The organism is Enterococcus sp. DIV0561, from assembly GCF_050539875.1.
Taxonomy (GTDB): Bacteria; Bacillota; Bacilli; order Lactobacillales; family Enterococcaceae; genus Enterococcus; species Enterococcus faecalis.
In genome coordinates this window covers 1157413-1181867 of sequence record NZ_CP172927.1, presented here as the reverse complement: position 1 = coordinate 1181867, position 24455 = coordinate 1157413, and the positions used below count along the sequence as shown (strand labels likewise).

Sequence of the window (24455 nt, the reverse complement as noted above, 5' to 3'; positions counted from 1 at the left end):
GTCGACTCTTTCATCGTCTCCTTCTCTCCCACAGTATAGCACTGAATAAAAATTTAGATAACAACTAGCGCCCAACTATAGAAAAAAATTATACATTTCCTAAACATTGTCATTTTCAGGAATAAGCTAACGCAAAACCTTTTCATTTACTTGTTTTTCCTTTACTATAGTAAAGAAGAAATATCAAGAAATGAGGAACAATTGATGGCACAGAATCACGTAATTAAAGTTAGTAAAAAAACATTAGCAGAGATGACCACTGTTTATCAACCCAATCGTTTAAATAAAACGGTCCCTTATACTGTCTTTGTGGCCAAGCTTGGCACCACTACTATCACCGCTTATCAATCAGGTAAAGTCATGTTTCAGGGACCTCAAGCTGAAAAAGAGGCCGCTCGTTGGGAAGGAACGAGTACCACACCAAAGAAAAAAGTGTCCCCCCAGACTACAACGCTGCCTGCTGATTTTGGCAACTGGTCTGTGATAGGTTCCGATGAAGTCGGTAATGGTAGCTATTTTGGTCCAGTAACTGTCTGTGCTGCCTATGTTGACAAAAGCATGATTAGCAAACTAAAAGCATTGGGTGTTCGTGATTCCAAAGAATTAACCGACCCACAAATTATTCAATTGTCACATGTCATTAAAGAACTGATTCCTTACAAGTTATTAATCGTTGAACCAAAAAAATACAATGAGATCCAACCAAACTACAATGCTGTACACATGAAAGTCGCTTTGCATAACCAAGCGATTTATCTGTTGCTGCAAGAATTGGCTCCCACAAAGCCAGAAGGGATTTTAATTGACCAATTCACCCCTGAAAATAACTATCGGAAATATGTTCGTAATGAAAAAAATCAAGTCACTGAAAAATTGTTCTTCGTCACTAAAGGAGAGCAGTATCATGTTGCCGTTGCTGCCGCCTCTATTATTAGCCGCGCTGCTTTTTTAGAAGAGTTAGACAAAGAATCTGCAGAATTGGGTTTCTCTGTGCCCTCTGGTGCTGGCAGCAAATCAGACCAAGTAGCCGCCCGTATTTTGAAAAAAGGCGGCCTAGACTTATTAGCGAATTACGCGAAGCTGCATTTTGCAAACACCCAAAAAGCCCAAAAGTTACTATAAAATAAACACCAAGCAAAAGTCCCAATGCCGATTAGCGGCGCTGGGACTTTTGCTTGGTGTAAAAAATTATTTTTCAATTTCGATAAACAGGACTTTTAAGTAGTTCCCCTCTGGAAAATTAGGATTCACTTGAAAGTCTGCTGGTAATTGATACGTGTCCGTAATCTTGTAACGAACATTTTTCTCTTGCAAGGCAGTAATCACCATTTTTTGATATTTGGCCAAGGATAAATTTGCCGCATTGGTTGAGGCAATAAGCGTTCCCTTATCCGTTAAAATATCAATAGAATCTTTCACTAGCTCCCCATAATTTTTAGCAACGGAAAAAACTTTCTTTTTGTTGCGAGCAAAACTTGGCGGATCCAAAATAATCATGTCATAACTCAAGCCTTTACGTGAAGCATATTTAAAGTAGTCAAAAACATCCATGACAATAATCTTTTGCGCGGCAAGATTTAAATGATTGACTTCAAATTGCTCAGTCGTTTTCGGTAAGCTTCGTTTAGCTAAATCCACACTAGTGGTGGCCACGGCACCCCCCATAGCGGCAGCTACTGAAAAAGCACCTGTATAACTAAACATATTTAAGACTGTTTTACCTACTGCAAAACCATCTACTAATCGACCACGAACTTCTTTTTGATCTAAAAAGATGCCTGTCATTAATCCTTCGTTTAAATAGGTAGCAAATTGAACGCCATTTTCAGTGACAAGTAATGGCTCGGGTGCTTGTTCGCCATACAAAAACTGTGATTCGGGTAAATTTTTTGTGGAAAAACGAATCTTTTCGTAGGCACCAATAATGTCAGGGTAAACTGTGCGAAACGCCGTCAAAAGTTCGGCTTTTTTCTGATAAAGGGTTTCATTATACCATGAAAAAACGGCGTAATCTGCATAGCGATCGATGATTAGACCCCCAATGCCATCTCCTTCTCCATTAAATAATCTATAAGCGGTTGTCAGCGAATCCTTTTTAAAAGATGTCCGCTTCTCACGACTTATTTCAAAGAGTTGTTGAAAAAAAGATTGATTAATTGGTCCATGCCATGACAGCAACCAACCAATTCCTTTATTTTGTTCGCCTAAATATCCTTCAGCTAAACGCTGGCCTTTACTATCAATCAAAGTAAGCCAATCTGTTGGTAACGGCGCTGGCACTTGTTGCAAATCTTCTTTCTGAATTAAAGGATATCCTTTTTTAAATTTATGTTCTGCTTTTTTAGTTACTTGAAGTTTCATTCTGTACACCTACTTTTCAAAGTCCTATCTAGTATAGCAAAAAAAGGCCCATCTGTCTTTAAAGGATTCAAGCTTCACGTCATTTAACGAACTAAAAAGTTTAAGGAAATAGTAAGTTTTCTTTAACATCACCATTCCTCACTTCGGTAAGAATTGACATAAAATTTGTGAAAGAGTAAAATTAAAGCGATATTGTAAAATACGAAATTTACCTAATTTTACTTTTATAGAATCATCGTTTAGAAAGGACGTTTATTTTGAAAAAATTATTTAAAACAAATATTTTGAACACGCGACTGGGGTTATTCTCGCTAATCGCCATCTTACTGTGGCTAAAAAACCTCTTTGCGTACGCCGTTGATTTCCATTTACGTTTGGAAAATATTAACGAGTATTTCATACTCTTAATTAATCCAATTGCCACAACGGTCTTTTTATTAGCCATCGCTTTGTATGTTCGCCGTAAAAAAGCTTCTTATATTACAATGATGATTATTTACTTCTTGATGAGTTTACTGCTCTTCTCAAATGTCGTGTATTATCGAGAATTTACTGACTTCATCACAGTTAATACGATGCTTGGTGCTGGCAAAGTAGCTAGCGGTCTTGGCGAAAGTGCCTTACGTCTCTTTAGACCTTATGACGTCATTTATTTCTTAGACTTCATTATTATTGGCGTATTATTGTTAACGAAAAAAATTAAAACAGATGCGCGTCCAGTCCGCGCACGTGTAGCAGTCTCTGTCACACTCCTTTCTGTTGTCTTTTTCTTATTCAATCTATTTATGGCTGAAACAGAACGTCCCCAATTATTAGGACGTCAATTCTCTCGTGACTATATCGTGAAATTCTTAGGCTTAAATGCCTTTACCGTATACGATGGCATTACAACTTACCAAACAAACCAAGTCCGTGCCGAAGCTAGTGCTAACGATATGAAACAAGTTGAAGATTACGTGAAACAACAATATGCGGCACCCGATGATAGTAAGTTTGGTATTGCAAAAGGCAAAAATGTAATTTATATCCATTTAGAAAGTTTCCAACAATTTTTAGTTAATTACAAATTAAAAGATGAAAATGGCGTAGAACACGAAGTCACACCATTTATCAATAGTCTTTACAATAGTAAAAGTACCTTTAGCTTTGATAACTTCTTCCACCAAGTTGGTCAAGGAAAAACAAGTGATGCCGAAACGTTACTTGAAAATTCACTATTTGGTTTAGACCAAGGTTCACTCTTTACACAAGTTGGTGGGAAAAATACGTTTGAAGCAGCACCCGATATTTTAAAACAAACGCAAGGATACACTAGCGCTGCTTTCCACGGAAATGCCGGTAACTTCTGGAATCGAAATGAAACCTATAAACGTTTAGGCTATGACTATTTCTTTGATGCTAGTTATTATGATGTTAATTCAGATAACTCATTCCAATATGGGTTACACGATAAACCATTCTTTAATCAATCCGTTCAATATTTAGAGCATTTACAACAACCGTTCTATTCTAAATTTATTGCTGTATCCAATCATTATCCTTATTCTCAATTTACAAATGATGAAGCAGGATTCCCAATTGCAAAAACCTCTGACGAAACAATTAATGGTTATTTCGCAACAGCGAATTATTTAGATAAAGCGGTCGAAGAATTCTTTAACTACTTGAAATCTTCAGGTCTCTATGAAAACTCAGTCATTGTTCTTTATGGCGATCACTATGGGGTTTCTAATTCAAGAAACCAAAACTTAGCAGAATTAGTAGGTAAAACCAAAGCAGATTGGAACGATTTTGACAACGCCAATATGCAACGTGTTCCTTATATGATTCACGTTCCTGGTCAAGAAAATGGCGGTGTGAACCATACGTATGGCGGCCAAGTTGATGCCTTACCAACCCTTCTACACTTGCTTGGTGTCGATACGAAAAACTACATTCAGTTAGGCCAAGATTTATTCTCTAAACAACACAATCAAATCGTTGCTTTCCGCAACGGCAATGTTGTAACACCTAAATATACTATTTTAGGTTCTAGCATTTACGATACTAAAACAGGCACTTTAATTACAGAGCCAACCGAAGAAGTTAAGAAAGAAGTCGCTGATTTAAAAGCCAAAGCGACGAAACAATTAGAAACGTCTGACCAAATTACTAACGGTGACTTGCTTCGTTTCTATACCAATAGCGGCTTAAAACCAGTTAACCCAGAAGACTATGATTACAAGAACCAATTGCAACAACTGGAAGCAATTGAAAAAGAAAAAGGTGAAAAATCAACGAGTGTTTACAGTAAAAACAATAATAAATCAACCGTTGATGAATATCACACTGACAGTTATCAAGGCTATCAAAAAACGGGTAAATAAATCTTCAAAAAGCTTGAGCAATTTGCTCAAGCTTTTTTGCTACTTTTTCATAATTAATTCATATTATTTCACTATACTAAAGATAGTTTAGAGAGGTGAAAGTTGATGAGAAGTGTCCGTTACGCTACAGCTAGTAGTTTTTATCATAAAAAAATCACGTTAATCACTGCACTCTTCTTCTTCCTGTTCTCTTTCTTATTGACTGGGCTGTTTAACTTAATTGATTTTGAAAAAGAGTTTTTACGAACGATGCCAGACTTTGTCGATATTGAAAAACAAACTAGTTACCATTACCAACTGATTCAATACTATTGGCACCTCTATCTAGGTAGTGTCATTTTCTTTGGTGTTACTTTTCTTCTGTTGATGTATGTGACATTACGCATAAAAAAGGAAGAAATACATACATGGTATCACATGCACTTTTCAAATATGTATGTCACCAAACAGCTTTTACTAGAGTTGTGTTTACCGGCTCTATTAGGAATTTTCAGTTTTTTACTTTTCACTTTAATGTTTCAAGAAACGTATAATACTGTTCTTTGGGCTGCCCGTGATGCTATTTTACAGTGGTCTCATTTGGAAACTCCAGCATTTTTAGCTAAAAGTACCGACCAGGATGTCACGATTACAAATATCCAGCATTTAGGGATTCAAACGATCCAAGCGTTTTCTTTTGATTTTAAAAGTATGCAGTCGCTTTATACAATCCGTAATTGTTTTGTTAACTGCTTAATCTTGCTTGGCATTCCTCTTGTTTGTGGGACTCCTTTCACATTGATTTATTTACGCACACATCAGAAATAAGGGAGGGATTTTCTATGAATGTCACACCATCATTCAAAAAAACAACCGAAAAAAAATCCTCATTCGACGCGTTAGCTTTGCGAGAAGTTTATGGAATCATTTATTCTGCTCCAGAACAAGAACTCGCATTGGCCGATTTTTTCCAAACAAATCAACTAACCATTACTAGGCTTTCTTCTAGTGAAACCTTTCTGCCCTACTTGCCATTAGAAGAAAATTTATTTATCGCTAGTACGATCAAAGAACGGGATCGAAAAGTAGTTCTAGCCGAAGCTTTCCAGGTGTTCCAATTAGAACCTGCCTTACTTGGTCGTTCCTTTACTTCTTTTACGACTTTTGAAAAAATTAAAATGCGCATAATACAACTTTTGCTTTCAAAAACAAGTACGTTAGTGATTGATGACATCTTTTCTTCATTAACGATTGGACAACGTCAAGAAATTTTACCTCAATTAAAAATAGCAGTTCAAAAAAGAAACAAGCGCTTGCTATTTCTGACAAAGGATCCACAAATTATTGATAGTCCCTATGTGCACCCCCTGTCTCTACATGCGTTATTAAACTAAAAAAACGTCTGGCACTGATTGTGACCAGACGTTTTCTTTAGTTTTCAGTGATTTCAACATCAGGAAATGAAATAATAAACGTGGTGCCTTTACCAAGTTCACTCTCAACATTGATTTTTCCTTTATGCAAGCGGACCAATTGTTGAACGATTGGTAAGCCTAATCCTGATTCTCCATATTTCGTATTTTTACGGGATGGATCTACTTTGTAATAACGATCCCAGATATTCAGAATTTGTTCTTCCGTCATGCCAATTCCTGTATCAGAAATACGGACAATGGTTTCTAAATAGCCTTTTTCTAAAGCAATATGAATTTCGCCATTTTCAGTAAATTGGATGGCATTTTGAACAATATTGACAACAACTTGCACGAAACGATCATAATCGGCATACACATCAATTGGTTCGGTGGTGTCTAAATACAATTGATTACCGGCGGCTTCAGCTTTGGCCGTTAGTTGAGTCACAATATTTTCTAAAGCTTCTGTTCCGTTGAACTTCTTCACAACAATTTGAATCTGGTTGGTCCGAATTTTTTCATAATCAAGATTTTCATTGACTAAGCGAATCAAGCGAGCGGTCTCATTTTGCATCAGTTTAATCGCATTCTCTTTTTGATTTTCAGGAATAGCATTATACTGCAATCCCTCTAACAAGCCATTAATAGTTGTTAAAGGCGTCCGCATTTCATGAGAAGCATCCGCCATAAATTGACGACGGCGCTCTTCTTGCCGATTGATTTCTTCTTGTGATTCTTTTAAAGACGCGGCCATTTTATTAAAATCTTCTGCTAGGTCATCAAATTCATCTTTGTCATGAACCGGTAATTGAATATCAAAATTTCCACTAGTAATTTCTTTGGTGGCTTTACGCATCCGATTAATTCGTTTCACTTGGAAAGTCGCAAATAGATAACTTAGTAACAAGGCAATCACACCAGAAAAAATAAAGCCTTTAATCAAGTTTTGTGTCACGGACTGGACACTTCGGTCAACGTTTTTGGCAGGTTGTGTAATAACTATTGCACCAAGCAGATTATTAGTATTTTTATCACGCACAGGCAGCATCACATAAGCTGAAGTATTCTTTTCCCCATAGATATCAATATTTTCTGTTGCATAAACACGATTACCTTTCATGATTTGATCCCAATTTTTATCGATTAAGGAAAAGTCTAATTTTTTTGTGCTATCAACTGGTGGGTACTGCACTACGCGGTCCTTGTTAATAAACACAAATTGCACATCTTGCTTCTGGAGTACGCGCTCAGTCAACTGAAATGAATAGGATAAAACATCTCGATCTGAAACACCTGCAACATTAATAAAAAAGTCACGTGTTTCTAAAGCCGATTCTGCATAACCATACAGCTGTTCATAGTTATTTTCTTGCATTGTGCGCTTGGTCAATTGTGTGAAAGACGTTCCGACAATGAGAATAATCAGAGCAATCACACCTATAAAAGCAAGTAATTGTTGATACAAATACTTCATTAAGCAACACCTGAATCGTCGAATTTATACCCTACGCCCCAAACCGTTTGGATGACTTGAGGACCCACTTTTTCAATTTTTTGTCGTAATTTTTTGATATGGGCATCAACTGTCCGTTCATCGCCAAAGTATTGATAGTCCCAAACCAATTCTAGTAGTTGTTCGCGTGAAAAGACTTGGCGTGGTTTTTTTGCTAAAGTGTATAGCAAATCAAATTCTTTAGGTGTTAAGCCTTCAATTAATTGATTATCTAAATATGTTTCTCGTGTTTTCGTATTCATTTTAAAATGATCCGTAATCACATCAAACGTTTCATCTGTATTCTCAGACGTATCATGCGCAGCCTCTGCCACCTCGGCACGACGATGTAGAGCTTTCATCCGTGCAATCAAAGTTAATGGACTAAATGGTTTTGTCACATAATCATCCGCACCCATTTCAAGGCCAATTACTTGGTCACTTTCAGAATCACGAGCAGTCAACATAATAATGGGAACATTGGCTGAAACTTTGCGAATTTCACGACAAACAGCCATCCCATCCATACTAGGTAAGTTTAAGTCTAACGTAATCATGTCCCATTTTTCTGGCGAAGCAAGAAAAGTCGCCAATCCTTCTTTGCCATCATCTTTAAAGGTAGCTTCCCACCCTTCATTTAAGAAAAACATTTGCATCATTTCTGAGACGGATTCATTGTCTTCAATCATTAATATATTCATTTCATTCACTCCTTATTCACTTTTCATAAAACTGCTCTATTGTAGTATACTCTAAAATTGAATTTGTACCAACCGATTCTATATTTCTTCAAAAATCCTTTACAGAACCATCAAAAATCACTTTTTTTCCTGCTCTTTTAAAGAAAACGAAAGGAACCCATTGTCTTTTCAGAAAAGTTTGTTAAAATAACAAGCGTAGAGAGGATGTTAGGGTATGGATAAAATGAAAGCTATTACTTTTTTTGATTTAGATGGAACTTTGTTAGATGGAACATCGCAAATTACTCCTGAGATTACCGCAGCAGTGGCGGCCTTGAAAGACAATCAAATTTTACCTTTAATTGCGACAGGACGGACCTTGTGTGAGATTCAGCCAATTATGAAAGCCAGTGGCATTGATTCTGCGATTGTAATGAACGGGCAATTTATTCATTATGAAGGAAAAACGATTTATTCAGATGAATTTACAACAGAGGAATGTGTTTCACTGCATGAACATGTCAAACAGCGTGGTCATGAATTGGCTTTTTACAATGAGCGCCGTATTTTTTGTACAGGGCATACTGGCACAGTGAAACAAGCCTATGACTATATTCATTCAGCTGTTCCAGAAATTGATCCCACAGGTTATGAGAATGATGCCGTCAACATGATGTTGGTCTTAAGTCAACATGGCGATGATGATGAATATTACTATGAGCGATTTCCTGAATTAACCTTTTATCGCAATGGTCCTTTTTCAATAGATATTGTTCGTAAAGGGGTCTCTAAAGGCTCTGGTGTCAAAAATCTTTTTAACACCTTGGGATTAAACGGCATTCCCACTTATGCCTTTGGTGATGGCATCAATGATTTGGCGCTGTTTGAGGCCTGTGATTATGGAATTGCCATGGGTAATGCGCGAGAAGAACTAAAAGAAAAAGCCACCTTTATTTCAACTAAAAATACTGAGAATGGCATTGTTAATGGCTTGAAAAAATTTGATTTACTATAAGAGAAAACTACCTTCTTCTATTGATGTACTTTAGAAGAAGGTAGTTCTTTTGTATGTTCATTTTTCTTTTTCTGCTGTGCACAGAGAGCTACTCCCACTACTTGAATCAGCAAAATCGCTCCCAACAAACAACTTAATACGATGTTTCCTGATAGGATTGTTCTTCTGATTAAAATAATTAATACGACACTGCTAATTCCGTAGAGTAACCATTGGTTGTCCATTTTTATTGACCCCTTTGTTTTTCTATGTTTAGGATAGGATGTTTCCTACTAAAATGCAAGGAAAGATCCCAGATTCTTACAACTAACCCATAATTTTTACTAATTCCTTATTTGTTTTCATTTATTCTTAAGATTCGTTTCATTTTTGTAAAAAATCACACTTTTTTCTATCTCTGTTTTAAATTGCGTACAGTTCTTAAAAAAAATGATACACTAAAAGTGAACTCGAAATGAAAGGAGCCATTCCTTTGGTTAATAGCGAAAAAAGAAAACAATTAATTATTGATACATGCATTTTAGCTGGAAAAATTATGCTGGAAAGCGGATCTGAAGTATATAGAACCGAAGATACAATTACTCGGATTGCAGCAAATGCTGGCGAGCCAGAGAGCGTTTGTTACACGACGGCTACAGGGATTTTCGTGGGCTTTCGTTCCAGTAATTATACGCAATTAGAAAACATCCCCCAGCGCTCGATTAATTTGGAAAAAGTTAGCCTTGTCAATCAATTATCAAGAGAATTTGCACAAAAAGAGATTACTCTACCAGAGCTTTATCAGCGCTTAACTCTATTAGAAACAGATACCCCCACTTTTTCAATTTCGTTACGCTTGTTAGCAGCTGGGATTGTTAGTTGTACGTTAATGTACATTTTTGGTGGCACTTGGCAAGATTTTATTGCAACTTTTTTTGTTGGCGTGATTGGGTATGCCAGTTATCTTTTTACCCAAAAGTTATTCCAAGTTCCTTACCTTGATTCATTCGCAGCCGCTTTTGTCATTGGTTTGTTGGCCTATTTGGCTGTGCATTTTCACTTAGCGGTCAACATCGATAATATTATTATTGGTGCGGTGATGCCATTAGTTCCAGGTGTGGCGATTACGAACTCTTTTCGCGACATTTTAGCCGGCCACCTCATCAGCGGGACGGCGCGAGGGACAGAAGCTATTTTTATTGCTGGGTCTGTTGGCCTGGGAATTGCCTTGATTTTTAAATTATTTATGTAAGGAGTGTTCAAATGGAACTAATTTTTCATCTTCTCTTTAGTTTTTTAGCGACTGTGACGTTTGGTATTATTACGAACATTCCTCGTAAAGCACTGGTGGCTTGTGGTATTACTGGCATGACAGGCTGGATGATTTATTATGTCTTAACGCAAACTTTTGATGCTAGTCAAACCTTTGCAAACTTTTTAGGAACGGTCGGGTTAGGAATCGCTAGTATCTTTTTTTCCCGTTACAAAAAAATGCCGATGATTATTTTTTATATTCCGAGTTTGGTTCCTTTAGTGCCAGGAGGCCCTGCCTATCAAGCAGTTCGGAGCATTTTGTTAGGAAATATTGATGACGGGTTGCAGTTGATTTTAAAAGTTGTCTTTACTGCTGCAGCTATCGCAGCGGGCTTTATGGTGACATCGTTACTGGAACGAATTGTCAAACGTTTTTTCCCCAAGCGACTCTTCCGATTGGTCAAAAAATAAAAAAAAACAAGCTCAGAAAACGAGCTTGTTTTTTATTCTACTTCTTCAAAGAACAGCAACAAATCTTGTAGCGTTAATTGTGCTTTTTCAGCAGCGTTTAAATCTTGAACAATTTTACCTTTTTGTAAAACAATTAAACGATTGCCATATCGTAAAGCATCTTCCATTCGATGGGTAATCATTAAACAAGTTAAGTTCCCTTCTTCAATCCGTTGTTCCGTTAAGTGCATCAACTGCTTGGATGTTTTGGGATCTAAGGCAGCAGTATGCTCATCTAAAAGTAATAATTCTGGTTTTGTGATAGTGGCCATTAATAAACTTAAGGCTTGGCGTTGACCGCCAGAAAGGTTACCTGTCGGTGTATCCAGATGATTTTCCAAGCCATTGCCAACTTCTTGGCAGATTTTTGTAAACAAGGCGCGTTGCTCATTTATCTTCCGTAATGTTAAGGGACGTTTTTGTCCGCGTTTCATGGCAAGCAATAAATTTTCTGCCACAGTCATTCTTGGTGCTGTCCCCATTTTAGGATCTTGAAAAACACGCGCTAGAGATTTGGCCCGTTTGACTTCAGAAAGATTGGTGCGATTGACTCCTTCAATTAAAAATTGTCCTTCTGTTAGTGTCAAAGTTCCTGCTAAACTATTGAATAGCGTACTCTTGCCTGCGCCATTTCCACCTAAAACAGTAATGAAGTCCCCAGGATAAATGGCTAAGTTCACATGATCCAAAATCACTTTTTTTTCATTCATCCCATTATCAATGATTTTTGTCGCATTTTTTAATTCAACAACTGGTTTCATTTCGTTTCCCCCTTATCAGAAAAGCCGTGTAGTCGTAATGCTTTTTTCAATTGTGGGATCATTAAACAGATTGCTAAAATCACTGCTGAGAAGATTTTCAAATACGTCGTATCAAAGCCTAATTTAATCACTAATAAAATCAATAGTTGATAAATAATACTCCCTACAACAATCGCCATCAACCGTTCACCAAACGTTAATTCTCCAAACAGTACTTCACCAATAATGAGTGAAGCCAAGCCAATCACAATGACACCGGTTCCTTTACTTACATCCGCATATCCATCATTTTGGGCAATCAAACCGCCAGATAAGCCAATCAAGCCATTCGATAAAACCAATCCTAAAATTTTCATGCGATCCGTTTGAATGCCAATCGAGCGAGCCATTTCTTCATTGTCACCTGTCGCAATATAGGCTTGTCCTAAACTAGTGTTAAAGAAAAATAACAGTAAAATCATTACCACAGCCAAAACACTAATCCCTAAAAAAATAGTATCATAATAATCGGGTAAGGCCATTTTTTGAAAAACATCTTGAATCTTCGGTTGGTTTAATAAAGACTTATTTGGCGACTTCATCACAAATAAAATCACGGAATTTAAACCAGACATCACTAAAATTCCTGCTAAAATAATTGGAATTTTTCCTTTTGTAAATAGTAAACCAGTCACTAAACCGGCAAGCATTCCTGCTCCGACCCCTAAAAGAGTCGCTACAAATGGTGAAACCCCTGTTGTAATGGCAGTTACACAAACCGCCCCCCCTAACGGAAATGAACCTTCTGTGGTCATATCTGGAAAATTTAAAATACGATAAGTCATAAAAATACCTAGTCCTAACAAGGCCCATAACATTCCTTGTCCAATTGCTGAAACAATCATCGCTTCTCCTACTTTCTTTGATAATTAGTTAATCAATTTCGATTTTTTTGCTAGCTCTGCGGGAATCGTAATTCCTAACTTTTGAGCTTGTTTTTCATTGATAATTGTGTCTCCTGTATTAAAGGTATAAATGGGTGTAGTTGCTGGTTGACTTTTCCCAGACAGAACCTCTGCTGCCATTTTGCCGGCTTGTACCCCCAACGCATGTTGATTAATCCCAACAGTTGCTAAACCGCCTTGTTCTACCATTGTATCCACCGAAGGAATAATCGGCGTCTTGGTTCGATTTGCTTCTCCAACTACCGTTTGCATGGCGTTAGCAATCGTATTATCAGTTGGTATATAAATCACATCTGTTTCCTTAGTCATTACTTGAACCGTTTGTGCAATTTCATTACTTGATGGCACAGCATATGTTTTCACTGTCAATCCTTTGTCTTCAGCTGCTTTCTGCGCTTCAGCTACTTGGTATCGAGAGTTTTCTTCTGAGGAAGCATAGAGAATACCTATTTTTTTGGCAGCTGGTACCAATTCTTTTAGTAAATCCATCTGGGCTGACAAAGGTGATTGATCACTAACACCCGTGATGTTACCGCCTGGCTTTTGATTGTCTTTCACCAATCCAGCACTAACAGGGTCCGTAATGGCGCCTAAAATGATTGGGATTTCTTGGGTAGTGTTGGCTAACGCTTGCGCAGCTGGCGTGGCGATACCAATTAAAACGTCTGCCTTTTTTTGTACTAATTGTTGACTCATGATTGCTAACTTACTCTGGTCGGCTTGACCATTTTGAAAAATAATTTCTAAGTTTTTGCCTTTGTCATAGCCATTTTCCTTTAACCCTTCTTCGACACCTTTATAAATTTCGTCCAATGCGGGGTGACTGACAAACTGCAAAACCCCTACAGTAACGGTTTCTTTCTTTGAATTCGTCACTTTTTGATTCACAAAAAAAGCACCAATTAAATAAATAGCTAATAAAGACACGACAAACGTTAAACGTTTATTTTTCATTTTGCATTCTCCTAACTGCCCTTTTGTTTGGCAACTTTTTCTTTTTAATAATAAAACCATTATCTATAGGGCATTTCTTCCGTTGAAAGTGAAACTGAGATTCGTAATCCTCTGCTTAGTCAAAATCTAAGGAACACTTTTTTACAAATGTCAGGATTTAGCTGCGACGAGGATTGCAACTTTGGTGAGAATCGCAGGAGCACTTTTTTTACGAATGGGACAACGTTCTCTTCGTTCACCTTGTGCTACTCATCACTCTTGAAGGCCAAACTGCGGCGAGTATGCGCAGCCTGCATCTACTCTGTCACTTTGTGCCAATCGTAGTGCTTGTCAGGATTTAACTGCGACGAGGATCGCAACTTTGGTGAGAATCGCAGGAGCACTTTTCTACGAATGGGACAACGTTCTCTTCGTTCACCTTGTACTACTCATCACTCTTAAAGGCCAAACTGCGGCGAGTATACGCAGCCTGCATCTACTCTGTCACTTCGTGCCAATCGTAGTGATTCGTAGCAAAAAAACAACGACTTATCCTAAGTGTTTAGGAGTGGTCGTTGTTTTTATGCAAAACAAAAACCACATAGATGGGTCCTCTATGTGGTCGTTTTTTCTTCTTGAATATAACCAGCATAGATACACTTTTTAGAATAAGTCTTCTAAAGTTGTATCTATGAAAGAATCATACATACAACTATCTACGCCAGTTTTGCCATGATTGGTGCATTTCTTTTACGTTAGATAATTGTGTCATGTATTTCCCCTCCTAGTTATGTTGTTAAAGGTAGTCTACACTATATTGATTTTGTTCGTCAAGAAAAAGTTTTTATTTTCTTGCATTTCTTTTACTTCTAAAAAACGAGCCACTCTTATGAGAGGCTCGTTTTTCTTTATTTCAGCATATTTACCACTTAATTGTTTCGGTTTCTTTCAATTTTCACGGGAACTTTAACTGCTTGTTTTTGCGATTGAATCAGCCATAAACTTACTAAAATCGTCATTGAAATTACTAATGCCATCGAAAATCCCCTCTTTCTAATTCCTTAAAACTTTCTACAATCTAAGTTTAACATAGCTAGCTATTATTCACCAGTTTCTGGTACTGTATCAGTGCTTTCTGTCGTCGTTTCAGTAGATTGAGCAACGCCAGTCGTGCTGGTCGTCGTCTGTGTTTCAGCGTTCTTTGCTGCTTCTTTTTCAGCTTCTTGGGCTGCCTTTTGTTGGTCTTTCAAAACGCCAGCCATCGGTAATCGATTTAATTCTGGTATTAATTGTGTTTTTAAATCCATAGATTTTTCGACAACCGTCCGTGTCTTTTCTTTGCCATTTTCAAAGAAAACAAGCGTAATCTCATCGCCGCTAACATTGTATTGCTCTTGTGCTTTGCCAGCATTATAAATTAACGGATAGATATACAGCGAACGATGAAATTCATTCATTTTATCTGAATTAAACAGCTTCACCATTTGATCGTATTGCTTGCCAGATGGTTTAGCAAACATGACTGACATGGCTCCTGTTTCTTGGATTTTCTTATCTGCTGTTTTGTAATCTAAGACACTGACTTTCTCTGATTTGATGGGTCCTGCGACTAACGATTCAACTTGAGCAGCTCGAATATTTTTCTGCATCGTTGGAATAAAAATGATTGAGCCAATTATTAATACTAATGCTACAATAGCGGTAATCATTAACAGTTTTCTTTGTCTTAATTCATAAAATGCCTCTTTTAGTTCTTCCATAAAATTATTCAACTTCTAATCGCTCCTCGCTTTTAGTTCTTATCTATTATACTAATCATTTTCTTTCTTGCCTACCCTTGCGCTTTAATTACTAAAAAAACCAGCAAACTTCCCCAGCTTTCTAAGGAAAACCCAACTCCTTTTTAACAAGCTTCTTTCTTAAATTCAAAAACTCCGCTATAATAAAGCTATTAGTCGGAAAGAAACGAGGGATTTATTATGTCATTTGATGGCGTATTTACTCATAGCATGGTTCATGAGTTGACAGAAACACTCGTAAGTGGCCGGATTTCAAAAATCCATCAACCTTATGAAAACGAAGTCGTTTTAGTCATTCGTGCGAAAGGTAAAAACCATAAATTATTATTATCAGCACATCCTAGTTATGCGCGCATACAACTATCTACAATTACCTATAGCAATCCAGAAACACCTCCTAATTTTGTGATGATGTTACGAAAATTTCTGGACGGTGCCATTTTAGAAACGATTCAACAAATAGAAAATGATCGCGTGATTCACTTCACCTTTTCAAAAAGAGATGAACTAGGTGACTTACAAAATATTGTTTTGATTGTTGAATTAATGGGACGTCACAGTACAATCGTTTTAGTTAACCAATCTTCTGGAAAAATCTTAGATGCGATAAAACACATTGGAATGAGCCAAAATAGTTATCGTTCGTTGCTTCCTGGAGCAACTTATATTGAACCGCCAAAACCAATGGGACTTAATCCGCTCACGGCTTCAAAAGAAGAAGTCTTTGCGCTTCTTTCTACAGCTCCTGAATTAAACGGACGCTATTTACAACAGCATTTCCAAGGTCTAGGCAAAGATACAGCAGACGAATTAAGTGCCCGTTTACTTGCACAACCAAATGAAAAAATGGCCATCTGGACGGAATTTTGGTCCTCAGTCACTGAAGCTGTTGTACCGACATTAACCGTCACTGAAAAAAAGGAATATTTTACGCCCATTCCTTATCAATCATTAGCTGGTGAACAAACAACGTATCCGACACTCAGTGAATTACTAGATGCCTTTTATTCTGGTAAAGCAGAGAAAGACCGTGTCAAACAACAAGGCGGCGAACTAATTCGCAAAATTGAAAATGAACTAAAAAGAAATCAAAAGAAACTTAAAAAATTACAGCAAACCTTAGCCGATACAGAAAACGCTGAAAATTACCGTCGCGACGGAGAACTATTAACAACCTTCATGGCACAAGTCCCAAAAGGAGCCACCGAGGTGGAATTACCAAATTATTATGAAGAAAATGCACCGTTGCGTATCTCACTAAATCCTGCACTTTCACCTAATCAAAATGCACAAAAATATTTTCAAAAATATCAAAAATTGAAAAATGCTGTCCGAGTTGTTAAGACACAAATTCAGCAAACGCAACAAGAAATTTCTTATTTAGAGTCAGTTGTGGCACAACTTGAAATTGCGACACCAATGGACATTGAAGTGATTCGTGAAGAACTGATTGAGCAAGGCTATTTAAAACGTAAAAAAAATAAAAAACAAAAACAGCCGAAAAAAAGCCAACCCGATCTTTTTTATGCCACAGATGGCACACCTATTCTCGTTGGAAAAAACAATTTGCAAAATGATCAATTAACTTTACGAACCGCTAAAAAAACTGATTATTGGCTCCATGCCAAAGATATTCCTGGATCTCATGTAATTATTCGTGACGCACATCCTAGCGAAGAAACCCTTACTGAAGCCGCACTTCTAGCAGCTTATTTTTCAAAATATCGACTTTCTTCACAAGTGCCTGTTGACTATGTCCAAGTAAAACATGTGCATAAACCCAATGGAGCAAAACCAGGTTATGTGATTTATGAAAACCAACGAACGTTATATGTGACGCCAACAGAAGAATCGATCAAAAAAATCCAGCAAAATAAGGATTCTACTTCCTAATTATATTAAACTAAAAAACAACGTACTGCCGATTGATCGTACGTTGTTTTTTTGCATTGGCAAAAACATTTATCAAGTGATAAATAACACAAGTAAGCTCAATTAGTTTACAAACTAGCTATTTCTCTCTATACTGACTGTTGGAGGTGAAATTCATGGTCTTTTTACACATTATTTTTGGGATGTTTGCCTTTATTGGCGCTTTAGGTTTAGGTGTCGCCTTCCGCGATAGCTTTACAGAACTTTCAACACCAAAGAAAGCAGCGATTATTTTATCTTACGTAGGTGCGATTGGTTCAACAGTCCTAGGGTTCACATCAGCAACAAAAAATCCATTTGTTTTAGCTGCAACAGTTGTCTTAGTTGTCGCCTTTTCTGTTGCTCTTTTCAAAAAAAGCAGTAAAGAAACAAGCAAATAACAAAACCTTTGAAGAGCGGCATAGCGACAAGCTACCCTCTTCCTTTTACATACTATTTAAAGGAGTGAGGCAAATGTCTCTGACTATTTCTGAAGAAGTAAAACAACGTTTAGCCCCTTTCTTAACTGAAACGAACACCTTCTTGTTGGTAGCAAATGACGGCTCTAATCCTTATTCTTCCGCAGAAGGTTGTTGTATGATTGGCGATCGTTTCATTATCGTTCCTGTTGATCAAGCAGAAGCGCCTTATACCGAAACAATTGCTAATGATTCTTTTCACGTCTATACTTCGACGTATGACCAAATGTTTTTAACAGGGCATTTACAGCTAGTGATTCATCCGAATGCGGGAACCATTACTTTAAAAAATGAAAGTGGCATATTAGATAGTAATGTGGACATTTATCAACACTAAAAAAGCAAACAAAACGTTTACGCGTTTTGTTTGCTTTTTTAGTGTTGAAAGGCTTGAAAGGTAGTAATGATTACGTACATCATCCCCGATGCAATAATCGGACCAGCTGCAATTCCTTTTAAAAAAACGACGCCAAGAATCGTTCCAAAAACTAAGGCCACCGTAATCTCAGGCGATTGATTAATTAAACCTACTCCTTTTGAGGATAAAACAGCCACCAGAATTCCACAAAGTATCCCCAGCCATCCCATCGGTGTTTTGAATGATTGGATTAAATCCTTTAAGCCAATTTGTCCTGTAGCAATCGGGACTAAAATGGTAATTGAAATAATTGTGACGCCTAAATTAATGCCTTTATCTGACAACCACGACATGATTTTCGCACTATTTGGTAAAGCCTTTAAAGCAAGCACAACAACTGACGCAATTAATAAACTTTGATTTTTTGCAACAAACGCAATCAAGGCAATCAGTAGTAAAAAAAGCCAACTTTCCACTGGTTGTCCTCCTTTCTGATTTGGTTCTTTAGTTAACCAAACTTTCTTGTCTTTCCTATTTTAGCAAAGAACCTCTTTAATTACCATTCAGCTTCAGTAATTATTGTCTTTTTCACCCGAATCTTGCTTAGAAAAAACGAGTTAAAAATTAATTTTTTCTCATAACAAGCCTTTTTCTCTTTGAAAAATTATTTTATGAAGTATACTAATATTAACTATAAAGTAGTTTACTTGCATTTATACTGGATATTCGATATCCTATTTAAGGCTCTTCAATTGAGCGAGCATCACAAAAGACATTTTAGTAGCAATTCTTGGGGAAGTAGTGCTACTAAGATGTCTTTCCTTTTTTTATTTTCACTAACAACATACGTTTCTTATATTAAAATTCACAACTCTTTATAAATAAAAGCGCCTGCCCCACAGTTGTCTGGACTGTGGGGCAGGCGCTTTTCAAGTCATTTAAACACGCTTTAGTTTTCTTTCAAACGATAAACACTTGGACTTGGGTTAAGAAAACCTGCTTCTAAAATTTCGATGTTAGTTAATGCTTGCTCTTCAGTTACTAGTTGCGGTGCACCATTTTTCAACGTTTCATAGACGGCATCATAATAACGACCGTAATCACCTACAGGCGTTTTAATTTGTTTTTTAATCCAGTCGCCATTGCCATTACGGTAGGTCACTTCTCCATAATACATTGGTGAATCTTCTCCAAAGCCTGGTGCATCCGGCATGATTCCGGCTTTTAAATCATTTTCTTGTTGATCTTCGCCATATTTGATGAACGAGCCATTGCTACCATGAACAATAAAACGTGGATACGGACTAGCGACAGAATGATTCGTTTTAACTTTTACTTTTAATTTTGAACCATAATGTAAATCAACGTCAAAATAATTATCGACTGCCTCACTCACTTCATTATTACGAATATCATAAGTGACTTGATCTGGACGCCCGAAAAGAGCAATCATGCGATCCATTAAATGAATGCCTAGTCCGTAAAACGAACCATTTTCTTTAGGTCCTTGTTCCGTGATACTTCCTGGTCGATAATAATCAATATGTGTTTCCACTTCATTGATTTCTCCTAAAAAGCCTTGCTCTACTACTTGCTTCATCGCTAGGTAATCGCCGTCGAAACGTCGATTTTGATAAGGCATCACTACTACCCCTTTTTCTTGACCTAAAGCAAATAATTCCTCTGCATGTTCTAACGTATCACAAAATGGTTTTTCCACAATCACTGATTTACCAGCTAAAATGGCTTGTTTGGCTAAATCATAATGTGTATGCGCAGGCGTACAGATTGTGATCAATTCAATTTCTGGATCCGTCAATAATTCATTAAGGTCAGTGGTAAAATTTACGCCTTTTTCTTTAAAGGGCGCTGCTGCTTTTTCATTAACATGTAAATCGAAAATCGTTTTCACTTCTAGTGTTTCTCGAATCATTACGTAAGGTAAATGGTAACGGTTGGCACTTTTACCAAATCCAATAAACCCCATTTTTACTGTCATATTTTCCACACTCTTTTCTTATAATTAGATAAGTCCATTTGTTTCAATGACTTTTTGATACCAATAATAACTGTCCTTCGGGATTCTTTCTAAGGAACCTTTTTGTGTTTCATCTTGATCCACATAGACAAAACCATAACGCTTTTGATAGCCGTTAAGCCACGACAGTAAATCGGTGTAACTCCATGTACAATAACCAATAACTGAAACGCCATTCGTAATCGCCTCTTGAATCGCTTGGATATGGCTTCGCAAATAATCAATGCGATACGTATCGTGAATTTGTTTATCTTCTGTTAAGGTATCATATTCGCCTAACCCATTTTCAGTAATTAAAATAGGCACTTGATAGCGACTAGCTAATCGTCGTAAGGCAATTCTCAAACCTTGCGGGTCAATGGCCCAATCCCAATTCGTTCGTTCAACATATGGATTATTTACTTTTTTAAATAAACCCGGTACCCCAGATTCCGTTTCAGAACCCTTTTCACCCGTTGTATTCATCTTCCCTATTCCGACGCCATCTAATGGATTAGCAGCAACCGTATCCGTCCGATAATAATTTATACCTAGAAAATCAGGTTTGGCTGAACGTAGTAACGCTAAATCGCCCTCTTTTATTGTTGGGGCCACACCTTGCTCCTGTAAGTAATTTAATGCGGCAATCGGGTATTCTCCCCAAAGATAGACATCTAACCAAAAATGCGACAACAAATCTTCTGCATTTTCTGCCGCTAAAACATTGGCAGGATGCGCATCAACGGCATAAACAGGCGTATAAGCAAAGCTAGGGCCAATTTTGCCAGGCATTTCTAATTCATGAAACGCATTAATCACTGCTGCATTGGCTAAATTAGCAATATGATTGGCCTCATACATCCGTTTATTGTCTGTTACGCCGGGAGGATGCACGGCTAATTGATAACCTAACGAAGTAAACACATTTTGTTCGTTTAAACTAATCCAATAGCGAACTTTGCCACGGAAAGCGTCAAATAAAATTTTCGCATAGGCCACAAAATCAGCAATAATTTTTCTTGATTCCCAGCCACCATATTCTTTTTGCAAAACAGCTGGCAAATCCCAATGATATAAAGTTACCATTGGTTCAATTCCTGCCGCTAATAACTCATCAATTAAATCTGAATAAAATTTCAGTCCCGCTTGATTTACTTGACCACGTCCTTCAGGTAAAATTCGTGTCCATGCTATCGAGAAACGATATGCTTTTAAACCTTGTTGTTTCATTAAAGCCACATCTTCTTTGAAACGATGATAATGATCGACGGCTAAATCACCAGTTGTCTCTTTGAACGTTTTTCCTGGTAGCCGAACAAATTCATCCCAAACAGATGCGCCTTTGCCGTCTTCATTCCAAGCACCTTCTACTTGATAAGCGGCCGAAGCAGAGCCCCATAAAAAATCTTGCGGAAATGCTTTTAGTTGATGATGTTCCATTGTCATTCCTCCCTCTTTTCTGTGCTGCCCTTTTATTGTAAAAGGTTTTCACAAAAAGTACCAATCAGATCAATAAGTTCTTCTGTTTACTTTTAAAACTATATAGTTTTAAAAAGAATAAGTCAACTACTTTTATTTAAGTACTTGATTATTAAATGGTTACGTTAAAAATAAATATATAGTTTTAACATGTTAAATTCATGGTATAATGAAAGAAATACTGGTGATAAAGGAGGACTCTGATGCGGACAAATACACGTTATAAAGAAATTTATGCAGCTATAAAACAGGATATTGAAGCAGGTGTTTATCCCATTAATCAAAAGTTACCCCAAGGTCGTCTTCTTGCAGAAAAATATCAGGTCAGCGAACTAACCATTACAAAAGCCTTACATTTGCTTGTGCAAGAAGGTTATGTTGTCAGACGACGTGGCTCGGGCAGCTTTGTTCAAGACTTTCAAAATCGAACCATTACTAAATTTTCTCCGTTAACCGGCACTTACTCAACCTACGATGGAAAAGTTGAATCCGTGGTTTTAGGCTTTGCAACAGAAGTACCTGAGCCTTGGGTGACTGAAAAATTAAGTATTACAGAAGAAGAGTTAGTCTACAAAATTATTCGTTTACGGATTATCGAAGATGTGCCCTCAATTATTGAATATACTTGGATGCCCGTTGCCCTAATTCCGAACTTGACAATGAAAGAATTGAAAGTCTCCATTTATCAATATATTTCGGAACAATTGCATCAAAAAATTCAAAGTGCGCGGGTCAGCATTTCTGGGATTCGTCCTTCTGCGTTGGAAAAAAAATATTTAAACTTAACCGATAATGATTTCCTGATGCGTGCAGAACAAATTGCTTACCTAGGCAACGGGCATATTTTTGAATACTCAATTGCGAATCATATTCCTAGTGAATTCACTTTTGAAACTGTCTTAATTGCAGAAAAATAGGAAACTTTTATGTTGCCATTTCTCATTTCTAACAAAACGATCTCTTTACTTTGAGCCAATACTTTTTGTTAGAAATGTTTTTCTGCTAGTTAAAAATATTTTTCAAATTATATTTCCAAACATGAATTTTGATAAAAGTATTGCTATTTACTAGAAGTACGATTAAAATATTGCTTGTAGCACTCTTTTTAATACAGATACAAGCAATTTATTTTTTACATAGTCAATCAACCAAAGCGAGGACTTTATATGAGGAAACCCTACATTTTAATGAGCTTACTCGTTCTAAGTACCTTATTAAGTGCTTGTTCAACTGTAAGTGGCAGCCCAGCAAGTCAAAGTGCGCCCGCACCTGATGAAGTGTTGGCGACAAGTATTGGGACGTATGAAAATCGAACATTGTTGGTTCCAGATGGGCGTTTAACCTTAACTGCCTTGCATAAAGGAAAAGATTATCAAGGCAAACCAATGTTTTATGTCCTGTTTGAATTAACCAATACAACCGAAAAAACACAAAATATTCAGCTAATGATTCAAAGTTTTATGGAAGTTAGTCAAACTGTCCACGGAAAAGCCCAAAATTTACAATATGCAGTCTTAACAGATTCACCTTTCCAAGACAAATTAGATCGTTTAGCAGATGAAATCAATCCTGGTGAAACAATCCAAGGCGCTTACCCGTATGAATTTATTAATGAGAACAAGCCGGTCCATTTTAAATTTAGAGATCGCCTTCTCAGTCTGGATGAACCCATTGCATCAGAAGAAATTACCATTACAGAAAAAAGTTTGGTCCGCTAGCTTAGCTAGCATTGGACCAAACTTTTTATTTATTATTCAGACGGAAAAGATTCTCCTTCTATAAAACGTGTGTAAATGTGTTCGCTCTCAGCAGCTTCTCCCCGCATTAAATGAATAATTTTCTCTGCAGCCACCATGCCCCATCGATGTTTAGAATAGGCAATTGTTGCTAATCGCGGTTGCACAAACGCACCTAGTTCAGAATTATCAAAACCAATCATCCGAATATCTTTCCCCATTTGGTAATTTGTTTCTGCAACATATTTATAGACACCGATCGCCATTTCATCATTAAAAGCAAAAACATCGACTGGTTCTGTCTGTGGTTGACTCAAAATTTTTTTAGCAGCCACATAGCCAGAAGGTTCGGTAAAATCGCCTTGGATAATTTCATAAGGTATCCCAAAACGAGTTAATTCTCGTGTACTAACAGCCAATCTTTCTTGGCTATCATAACCTTTTTCTGGTCCAGAAAGCAGAAGAACCTTTTTTGAACCCACATTGACAAATTGCTCAATTGCCTGCGTGGCACCGCCACGATTATCCAAGAGAACTTGCCGAATATTCCTATGCTCAGTGGTTCGATCAAGGACAACGATCGAATGGCCACGTTCAGCAAACTTTTCAATTTCTTTTGTTGGAAATGTCCAATCTAAAATAATTGCCCCATCCACCATTTTTTCAGGAATGAAAAGATGTGACTTTTTACCGCTGCAGACAATCATCTCATAATCAAACAGTGCTAAGCCTTTCTTAATTCCCTCCAACAATTCACCATAAAAACTACCGCCATAATCGGCCAAATAGACACCAATAATATTAGTTTGACGACGTTTTAATGTGCGAGCGGCCATGTTAGGAACATAGTTTAGCTCTTCAGCAATTGCTTGGATGCGCGTTCGTGTTTCTTCAGTTACCTTTGAACTACCATTCAATGCGTAAGAAACGGTCGAGATTGATACGCCTGCTTTTTTTGCAATATCTTTAATTCCTACCATGGACTAC

The 24455-nt window shown here is 37.2% G+C and carries 24 protein-coding genes; 12 read left to right on the top strand and 12 right to left on the bottom strand.

Translation table 11 applies throughout. From position 1 onward, the window contains the following. The first annotated feature begins 204 nt into the window (after nucleotides 1-204). Nucleotides 205-1122 carry a ribonuclease HIII gene (gene rnhC / locus IGM13_RS05780; protein WP_002419827.1) on the top strand — a complete coding sequence of 306 codons (918 nt, stop codon included), beginning with the start codon at nucleotides 205-207 and terminating at the stop codon, nucleotides 1120-1122. Between the two features lie 66 nt (nucleotides 1123-1188). Here rnhC and IGM13_RS05775 read toward each other — a convergent pair whose 3' ends face one another. Beyond that, nucleotides 1189-2361: a class I SAM-dependent rRNA methyltransferase gene (locus tag IGM13_RS05775; RefSeq protein WP_002419828.1), complete on the bottom strand. Its 1173-nt coding sequence runs from the start codon at nucleotides 2359-2361 to the stop codon at nucleotides 1189-1191. Between the two features lie 257 nt (nucleotides 2362-2618). On the opposite strand from IGM13_RS05775, the gene IGM13_RS05770 reads away from it, so the two are divergent. The 3 genes from IGM13_RS05770 to IGM13_RS05760 all read left to right on the top strand — a co-directional run bounded on the left by IGM13_RS05770 (nucleotide 2619) and on the right by IGM13_RS05760 (nucleotide 6100). Next, nucleotides 2619-4727, top strand: a complete 2109-nt coding sequence (locus IGM13_RS05770; protein WP_002357869.1) for an LTA synthase family protein — start codon at nucleotides 2619-2621, stop codon at nucleotides 4725-4727. Between the two features lie 105 nt (nucleotides 4728-4832). Further along, entirely contained in the window at nucleotides 4833-5534 is a 702-nt protein-coding gene (locus IGM13_RS05765; protein ID WP_002357870.1) for a hypothetical protein, read from the top strand. Nucleotides 5535-5548: 14 nt separating this feature from the next. Next, a complete protein-coding gene (locus tag IGM13_RS05760) occupies nucleotides 5549-6100 on the top strand; it encodes a hypothetical protein (protein WP_002360506.1) in 552 nt (183 codons plus the stop codon). 37 nt (nucleotides 6101-6137) lie between these two features. On the opposite strand, the gene IGM13_RS05755 is transcribed toward IGM13_RS05760, so the two are convergent. Continuing rightward, nucleotides 6138-7595 (bottom strand): sensor histidine kinase, encoded by a 1458-nt coding sequence (locus IGM13_RS05755; RefSeq protein WP_002407008.1) that lies wholly within the window; start codon nucleotides 7593-7595, stop codon nucleotides 6138-6140. Further along, on the bottom strand, nucleotides 7595-8314 hold the full coding sequence (locus IGM13_RS05750; RefSeq protein WP_002381953.1) for a response regulator transcription factor: 720 nt from the start codon (nucleotides 8312-8314) through the stop codon (nucleotides 7595-7597). The genes IGM13_RS05755 and IGM13_RS05750 overlap by 1 nt, the downstream gene beginning before the upstream one ends. 214 nt (nucleotides 8315-8528) lie before the next feature. Between IGM13_RS05750 and IGM13_RS05745 the strand changes: the two genes are divergently transcribed. Next, nucleotides 8529-9308: a Cof-type HAD-IIB family hydrolase gene (locus IGM13_RS05745; RefSeq protein ID WP_002363786.1), complete on the top strand. Its 780-nt coding sequence runs from the start codon at nucleotides 8529-8531 to the stop codon at nucleotides 9306-9308. Between the two features lie 17 nt (nucleotides 9309-9325). On the opposite strand, the gene IGM13_RS05740 is transcribed toward IGM13_RS05745, so the two are convergent. Beyond that, complete coding sequence (locus tag IGM13_RS05740) at nucleotides 9326-9532, bottom strand: hypothetical protein (RefSeq protein WP_002357875.1); 207 nt, start codon at nucleotides 9530-9532, stop codon at nucleotides 9326-9328. A gap of 230 nt (nucleotides 9533-9762) precedes the next feature. On the opposite strand from IGM13_RS05740, the gene IGM13_RS05735 reads away from it, so the two are divergent. Then, nucleotides 9763-10539 (top strand): threonine/serine exporter family protein, encoded by a 777-nt coding sequence (locus tag IGM13_RS05735; RefSeq protein WP_002378231.1) that lies wholly within the window; start codon nucleotides 9763-9765, stop codon nucleotides 10537-10539. 11 nt (nucleotides 10540-10550) lie between these two features. Further along, nucleotides 10551-11012 carry a threonine/serine exporter family protein gene (locus IGM13_RS05730; protein WP_002357877.1) on the top strand — a complete coding sequence of 154 codons (462 nt, stop codon included), beginning with the start codon at nucleotides 10551-10553 and terminating at the stop codon, nucleotides 11010-11012. Between the two features lie 32 nt (nucleotides 11013-11044). Here IGM13_RS05730 and IGM13_RS05725 read toward each other — a convergent pair whose 3' ends face one another. The 4 genes from IGM13_RS05725 to IGM13_RS05710 form a co-directional block, all read right to left on the bottom strand. Further along, nucleotides 11045-11812: an ABC transporter ATP-binding protein gene (locus IGM13_RS05725; RefSeq protein WP_002357878.1), complete on the bottom strand. Its 768-nt coding sequence runs from the start codon at nucleotides 11810-11812 to the stop codon at nucleotides 11045-11047. Beyond that, nucleotides 11809-12696: an ABC transporter permease gene (locus IGM13_RS05720; RefSeq protein WP_002419830.1), complete on the bottom strand. Its 888-nt coding sequence runs from the start codon at nucleotides 12694-12696 to the stop codon at nucleotides 11809-11811. The genes IGM13_RS05725 and IGM13_RS05720 overlap by 4 nt, the downstream gene beginning before the upstream one ends. Nucleotides 12697-12720: 24 nt before the next feature. After that, nucleotides 12721-13710 (bottom strand): tryptophan ABC transporter substrate-binding protein, encoded by a 990-nt coding sequence (gene trpX / locus IGM13_RS05715; RefSeq protein ID WP_010715117.1) that lies wholly within the window; start codon nucleotides 13708-13710, stop codon nucleotides 12721-12723. A gap of 1079 nt (nucleotides 13711-14789) precedes the next feature. Continuing rightward, complete coding sequence (locus tag IGM13_RS05710) at nucleotides 14790-15449, bottom strand: hypothetical protein (RefSeq protein WP_002419831.1); 660 nt, start codon at nucleotides 15447-15449, stop codon at nucleotides 14790-14792. A gap of 219 nt (nucleotides 15450-15668) precedes the next feature. Here IGM13_RS05710 and efbA point away from each other — a divergent pair, with 219 nt between their 5' ends. The 3 genes from efbA to IGM13_RS05695 all read left to right on the top strand — a co-directional run bounded on the left by efbA (nucleotide 15669) and on the right by IGM13_RS05695 (nucleotide 18215). Further along, nucleotides 15669-17381: a fibronectin-binding protein EfbA gene (efbA, locus tag IGM13_RS05705; protein WP_002416118.1), complete on the top strand. Its 1713-nt coding sequence runs from the start codon at nucleotides 15669-15671 to the stop codon at nucleotides 17379-17381. Nucleotides 17382-17536: 155 nt separating this feature from the next. Continuing rightward, on the top strand, nucleotides 17537-17800 hold the full coding sequence (locus IGM13_RS05700) for a hypothetical protein (RefSeq protein WP_002382208.1): 264 nt from the start codon (nucleotides 17537-17539) through the stop codon (nucleotides 17798-17800). Nucleotides 17801-17873: 73 nt separating this feature from the next. Then, nucleotides 17874-18215: an iron-sulfur cluster biosynthesis family protein gene (locus IGM13_RS05695; RefSeq protein ID WP_002391631.1), complete on the top strand. Its 342-nt coding sequence runs from the start codon at nucleotides 17874-17876 to the stop codon at nucleotides 18213-18215. Between the two features lie 38 nt (nucleotides 18216-18253). Here the strand turns inward: IGM13_RS05695 and IGM13_RS05690 are convergent, their stop codons facing one another. The 3 genes from IGM13_RS05690 to IGM13_RS05680 form a co-directional block, all read right to left on the bottom strand. Next, nucleotides 18254-18712 (bottom strand): DUF441 domain-containing protein, encoded by a 459-nt coding sequence (locus tag IGM13_RS05690; RefSeq protein ID WP_002357887.1) that lies wholly within the window; start codon nucleotides 18710-18712, stop codon nucleotides 18254-18256. Between the two features lie 473 nt (nucleotides 18713-19185). Further along, nucleotides 19186-20235: an oxidoreductase gene (locus IGM13_RS05685; protein ID WP_002419153.1), complete on the bottom strand. Its 1050-nt coding sequence runs from the start codon at nucleotides 20233-20235 to the stop codon at nucleotides 19186-19188. 24 nt (nucleotides 20236-20259) lie between these two features. Next, nucleotides 20260-21693: a glycoside hydrolase family 1 protein gene (locus IGM13_RS05680; protein ID WP_025188629.1), complete on the bottom strand. Its 1434-nt coding sequence runs from the start codon at nucleotides 21691-21693 to the stop codon at nucleotides 20260-20262. 242 nt (nucleotides 21694-21935) lie between these two features. Here IGM13_RS05680 and IGM13_RS05675 point away from each other — a divergent pair, with 242 nt between their 5' ends. After that, complete coding sequence (locus IGM13_RS05675) at nucleotides 21936-22649, top strand: GntR family transcriptional regulator (protein ID WP_002366529.1); 714 nt, start codon at nucleotides 21936-21938, stop codon at nucleotides 22647-22649. A gap of 270 nt (nucleotides 22650-22919) precedes the next feature. Next, nucleotides 22920-23450: a DUF5067 domain-containing protein gene (locus IGM13_RS05670; RefSeq protein WP_002419155.1), complete on the top strand. Its 531-nt coding sequence runs from the start codon at nucleotides 22920-22922 to the stop codon at nucleotides 23448-23450. 32 nt (nucleotides 23451-23482) lie between these two features. Here the strand turns inward: IGM13_RS05670 and IGM13_RS05665 are convergent, their stop codons facing one another. After that, complete coding sequence (locus IGM13_RS05665; RefSeq protein WP_002419156.1) at nucleotides 23483-24448, bottom strand: LacI family DNA-binding transcriptional regulator; 966 nt, start codon at nucleotides 24446-24448, stop codon at nucleotides 23483-23485. Nucleotides 24449-24455: the final 7 nt, after the last annotated feature.

Coding starts and splice junctions, on each gene's coding strand:
- IGM13_RS05665 (WP_002419156.1), bottom strand. CDS start 24,448: ATGGTAGGAATTAAAGATATTGCAAAAAAAGCAGGCGTATCAATCTCG.
- IGM13_RS05765 (WP_002357870.1), top strand. CDS start 4,833: ATGAGAAGTGTCCGTTACGCTACAGCTAGTAGTTTTTATCATAAAAAA.
- IGM13_RS05730 (WP_002357877.1), top strand. CDS start 10,551: ATGGAACTAATTTTTCATCTTCTCTTTAGTTTTTTAGCGACTGTGACG.
- IGM13_RS05720 (WP_002419830.1), bottom strand. CDS start 12,696: ATGATTGTTTCAGCAATTGGACAAGGAATGTTATGGGCCTTGTTAGGA.
- IGM13_RS05710 (WP_002419831.1), bottom strand. CDS start 15,449: ATGGAAGAACTAAAAGAGGCATTTTATGAATTAAGACAAAGAAAACTG.
- IGM13_RS05745 (WP_002363786.1), top strand. CDS start 8,529: ATGGATAAAATGAAAGCTATTACTTTTTTTGATTTAGATGGAACTTTG.
- rnhC (WP_002419827.1), top strand. CDS start 205: ATGGCACAGAATCACGTAATTAAAGTTAGTAAAAAAACATTAGCAGAG.
- IGM13_RS05695 (WP_002391631.1), top strand. CDS start 17,874: ATGTCTCTGACTATTTCTGAAGAAGTAAAACAACGTTTAGCCCCTTTC.
- IGM13_RS05740 (WP_002357875.1), bottom strand. CDS start 9,532: ATGGACAACCAATGGTTACTCTACGGAATTAGCAGTGTCGTATTAATT.
- IGM13_RS05725 (WP_002357878.1), bottom strand. CDS start 11,812: ATGAAACCAGTTGTTGAATTAAAAAATGCGACAAAAATCATTGATAAT.
- efbA (WP_002416118.1), top strand. CDS start 15,669: ATGTCATTTGATGGCGTATTTACTCATAGCATGGTTCATGAGTTGACA.
- IGM13_RS05700 (WP_002382208.1), top strand. CDS start 17,537: ATGGTCTTTTTACACATTATTTTTGGGATGTTTGCCTTTATTGGCGCT.
- IGM13_RS05680 (WP_025188629.1), bottom strand. CDS start 21,693: ATGGAACATCATCAACTAAAAGCATTTCCGCAAGATTTTTTATGGGGC.
- IGM13_RS05760 (WP_002360506.1), top strand. CDS start 5,549: ATGAATGTCACACCATCATTCAAAAAAACAACCGAAAAAAAATCCTCA.
- IGM13_RS05775 (WP_002419828.1), bottom strand. CDS start 2,361: ATGAAACTTCAAGTAACTAAAAAAGCAGAACATAAATTTAAAAAAGGA.
- trpX (WP_010715117.1), bottom strand. CDS start 13,710: ATGAAAAATAAACGTTTAACGTTTGTCGTGTCTTTATTAGCTATTTAT.
- IGM13_RS05675 (WP_002366529.1), top strand. CDS start 21,936: ATGCGGACAAATACACGTTATAAAGAAATTTATGCAGCTATAAAACAG.
- IGM13_RS05685 (WP_002419153.1), bottom strand. CDS start 20,235: ATGACAGTAAAAATGGGGTTTATTGGATTTGGTAAAAGTGCCAACCGT.
- IGM13_RS05670 (WP_002419155.1), top strand. CDS start 22,920: ATGAGCTTACTCGTTCTAAGTACCTTATTAAGTGCTTGTTCAACTGTA.
- IGM13_RS05735 (WP_002378231.1), top strand. CDS start 9,763: ATGAAAGGAGCCATTCCTTTGGTTAATAGCGAAAAAAGAAAACAATTA.
- IGM13_RS05750 (WP_002381953.1), bottom strand. CDS start 8,314: ATGAATATATTAATGATTGAAGACAATGAATCCGTCTCAGAAATGATG.
- IGM13_RS05755 (WP_002407008.1), bottom strand. CDS start 7,595: ATGAAGTATTTGTATCAACAATTACTTGCTTTTATAGGTGTGATTGCT.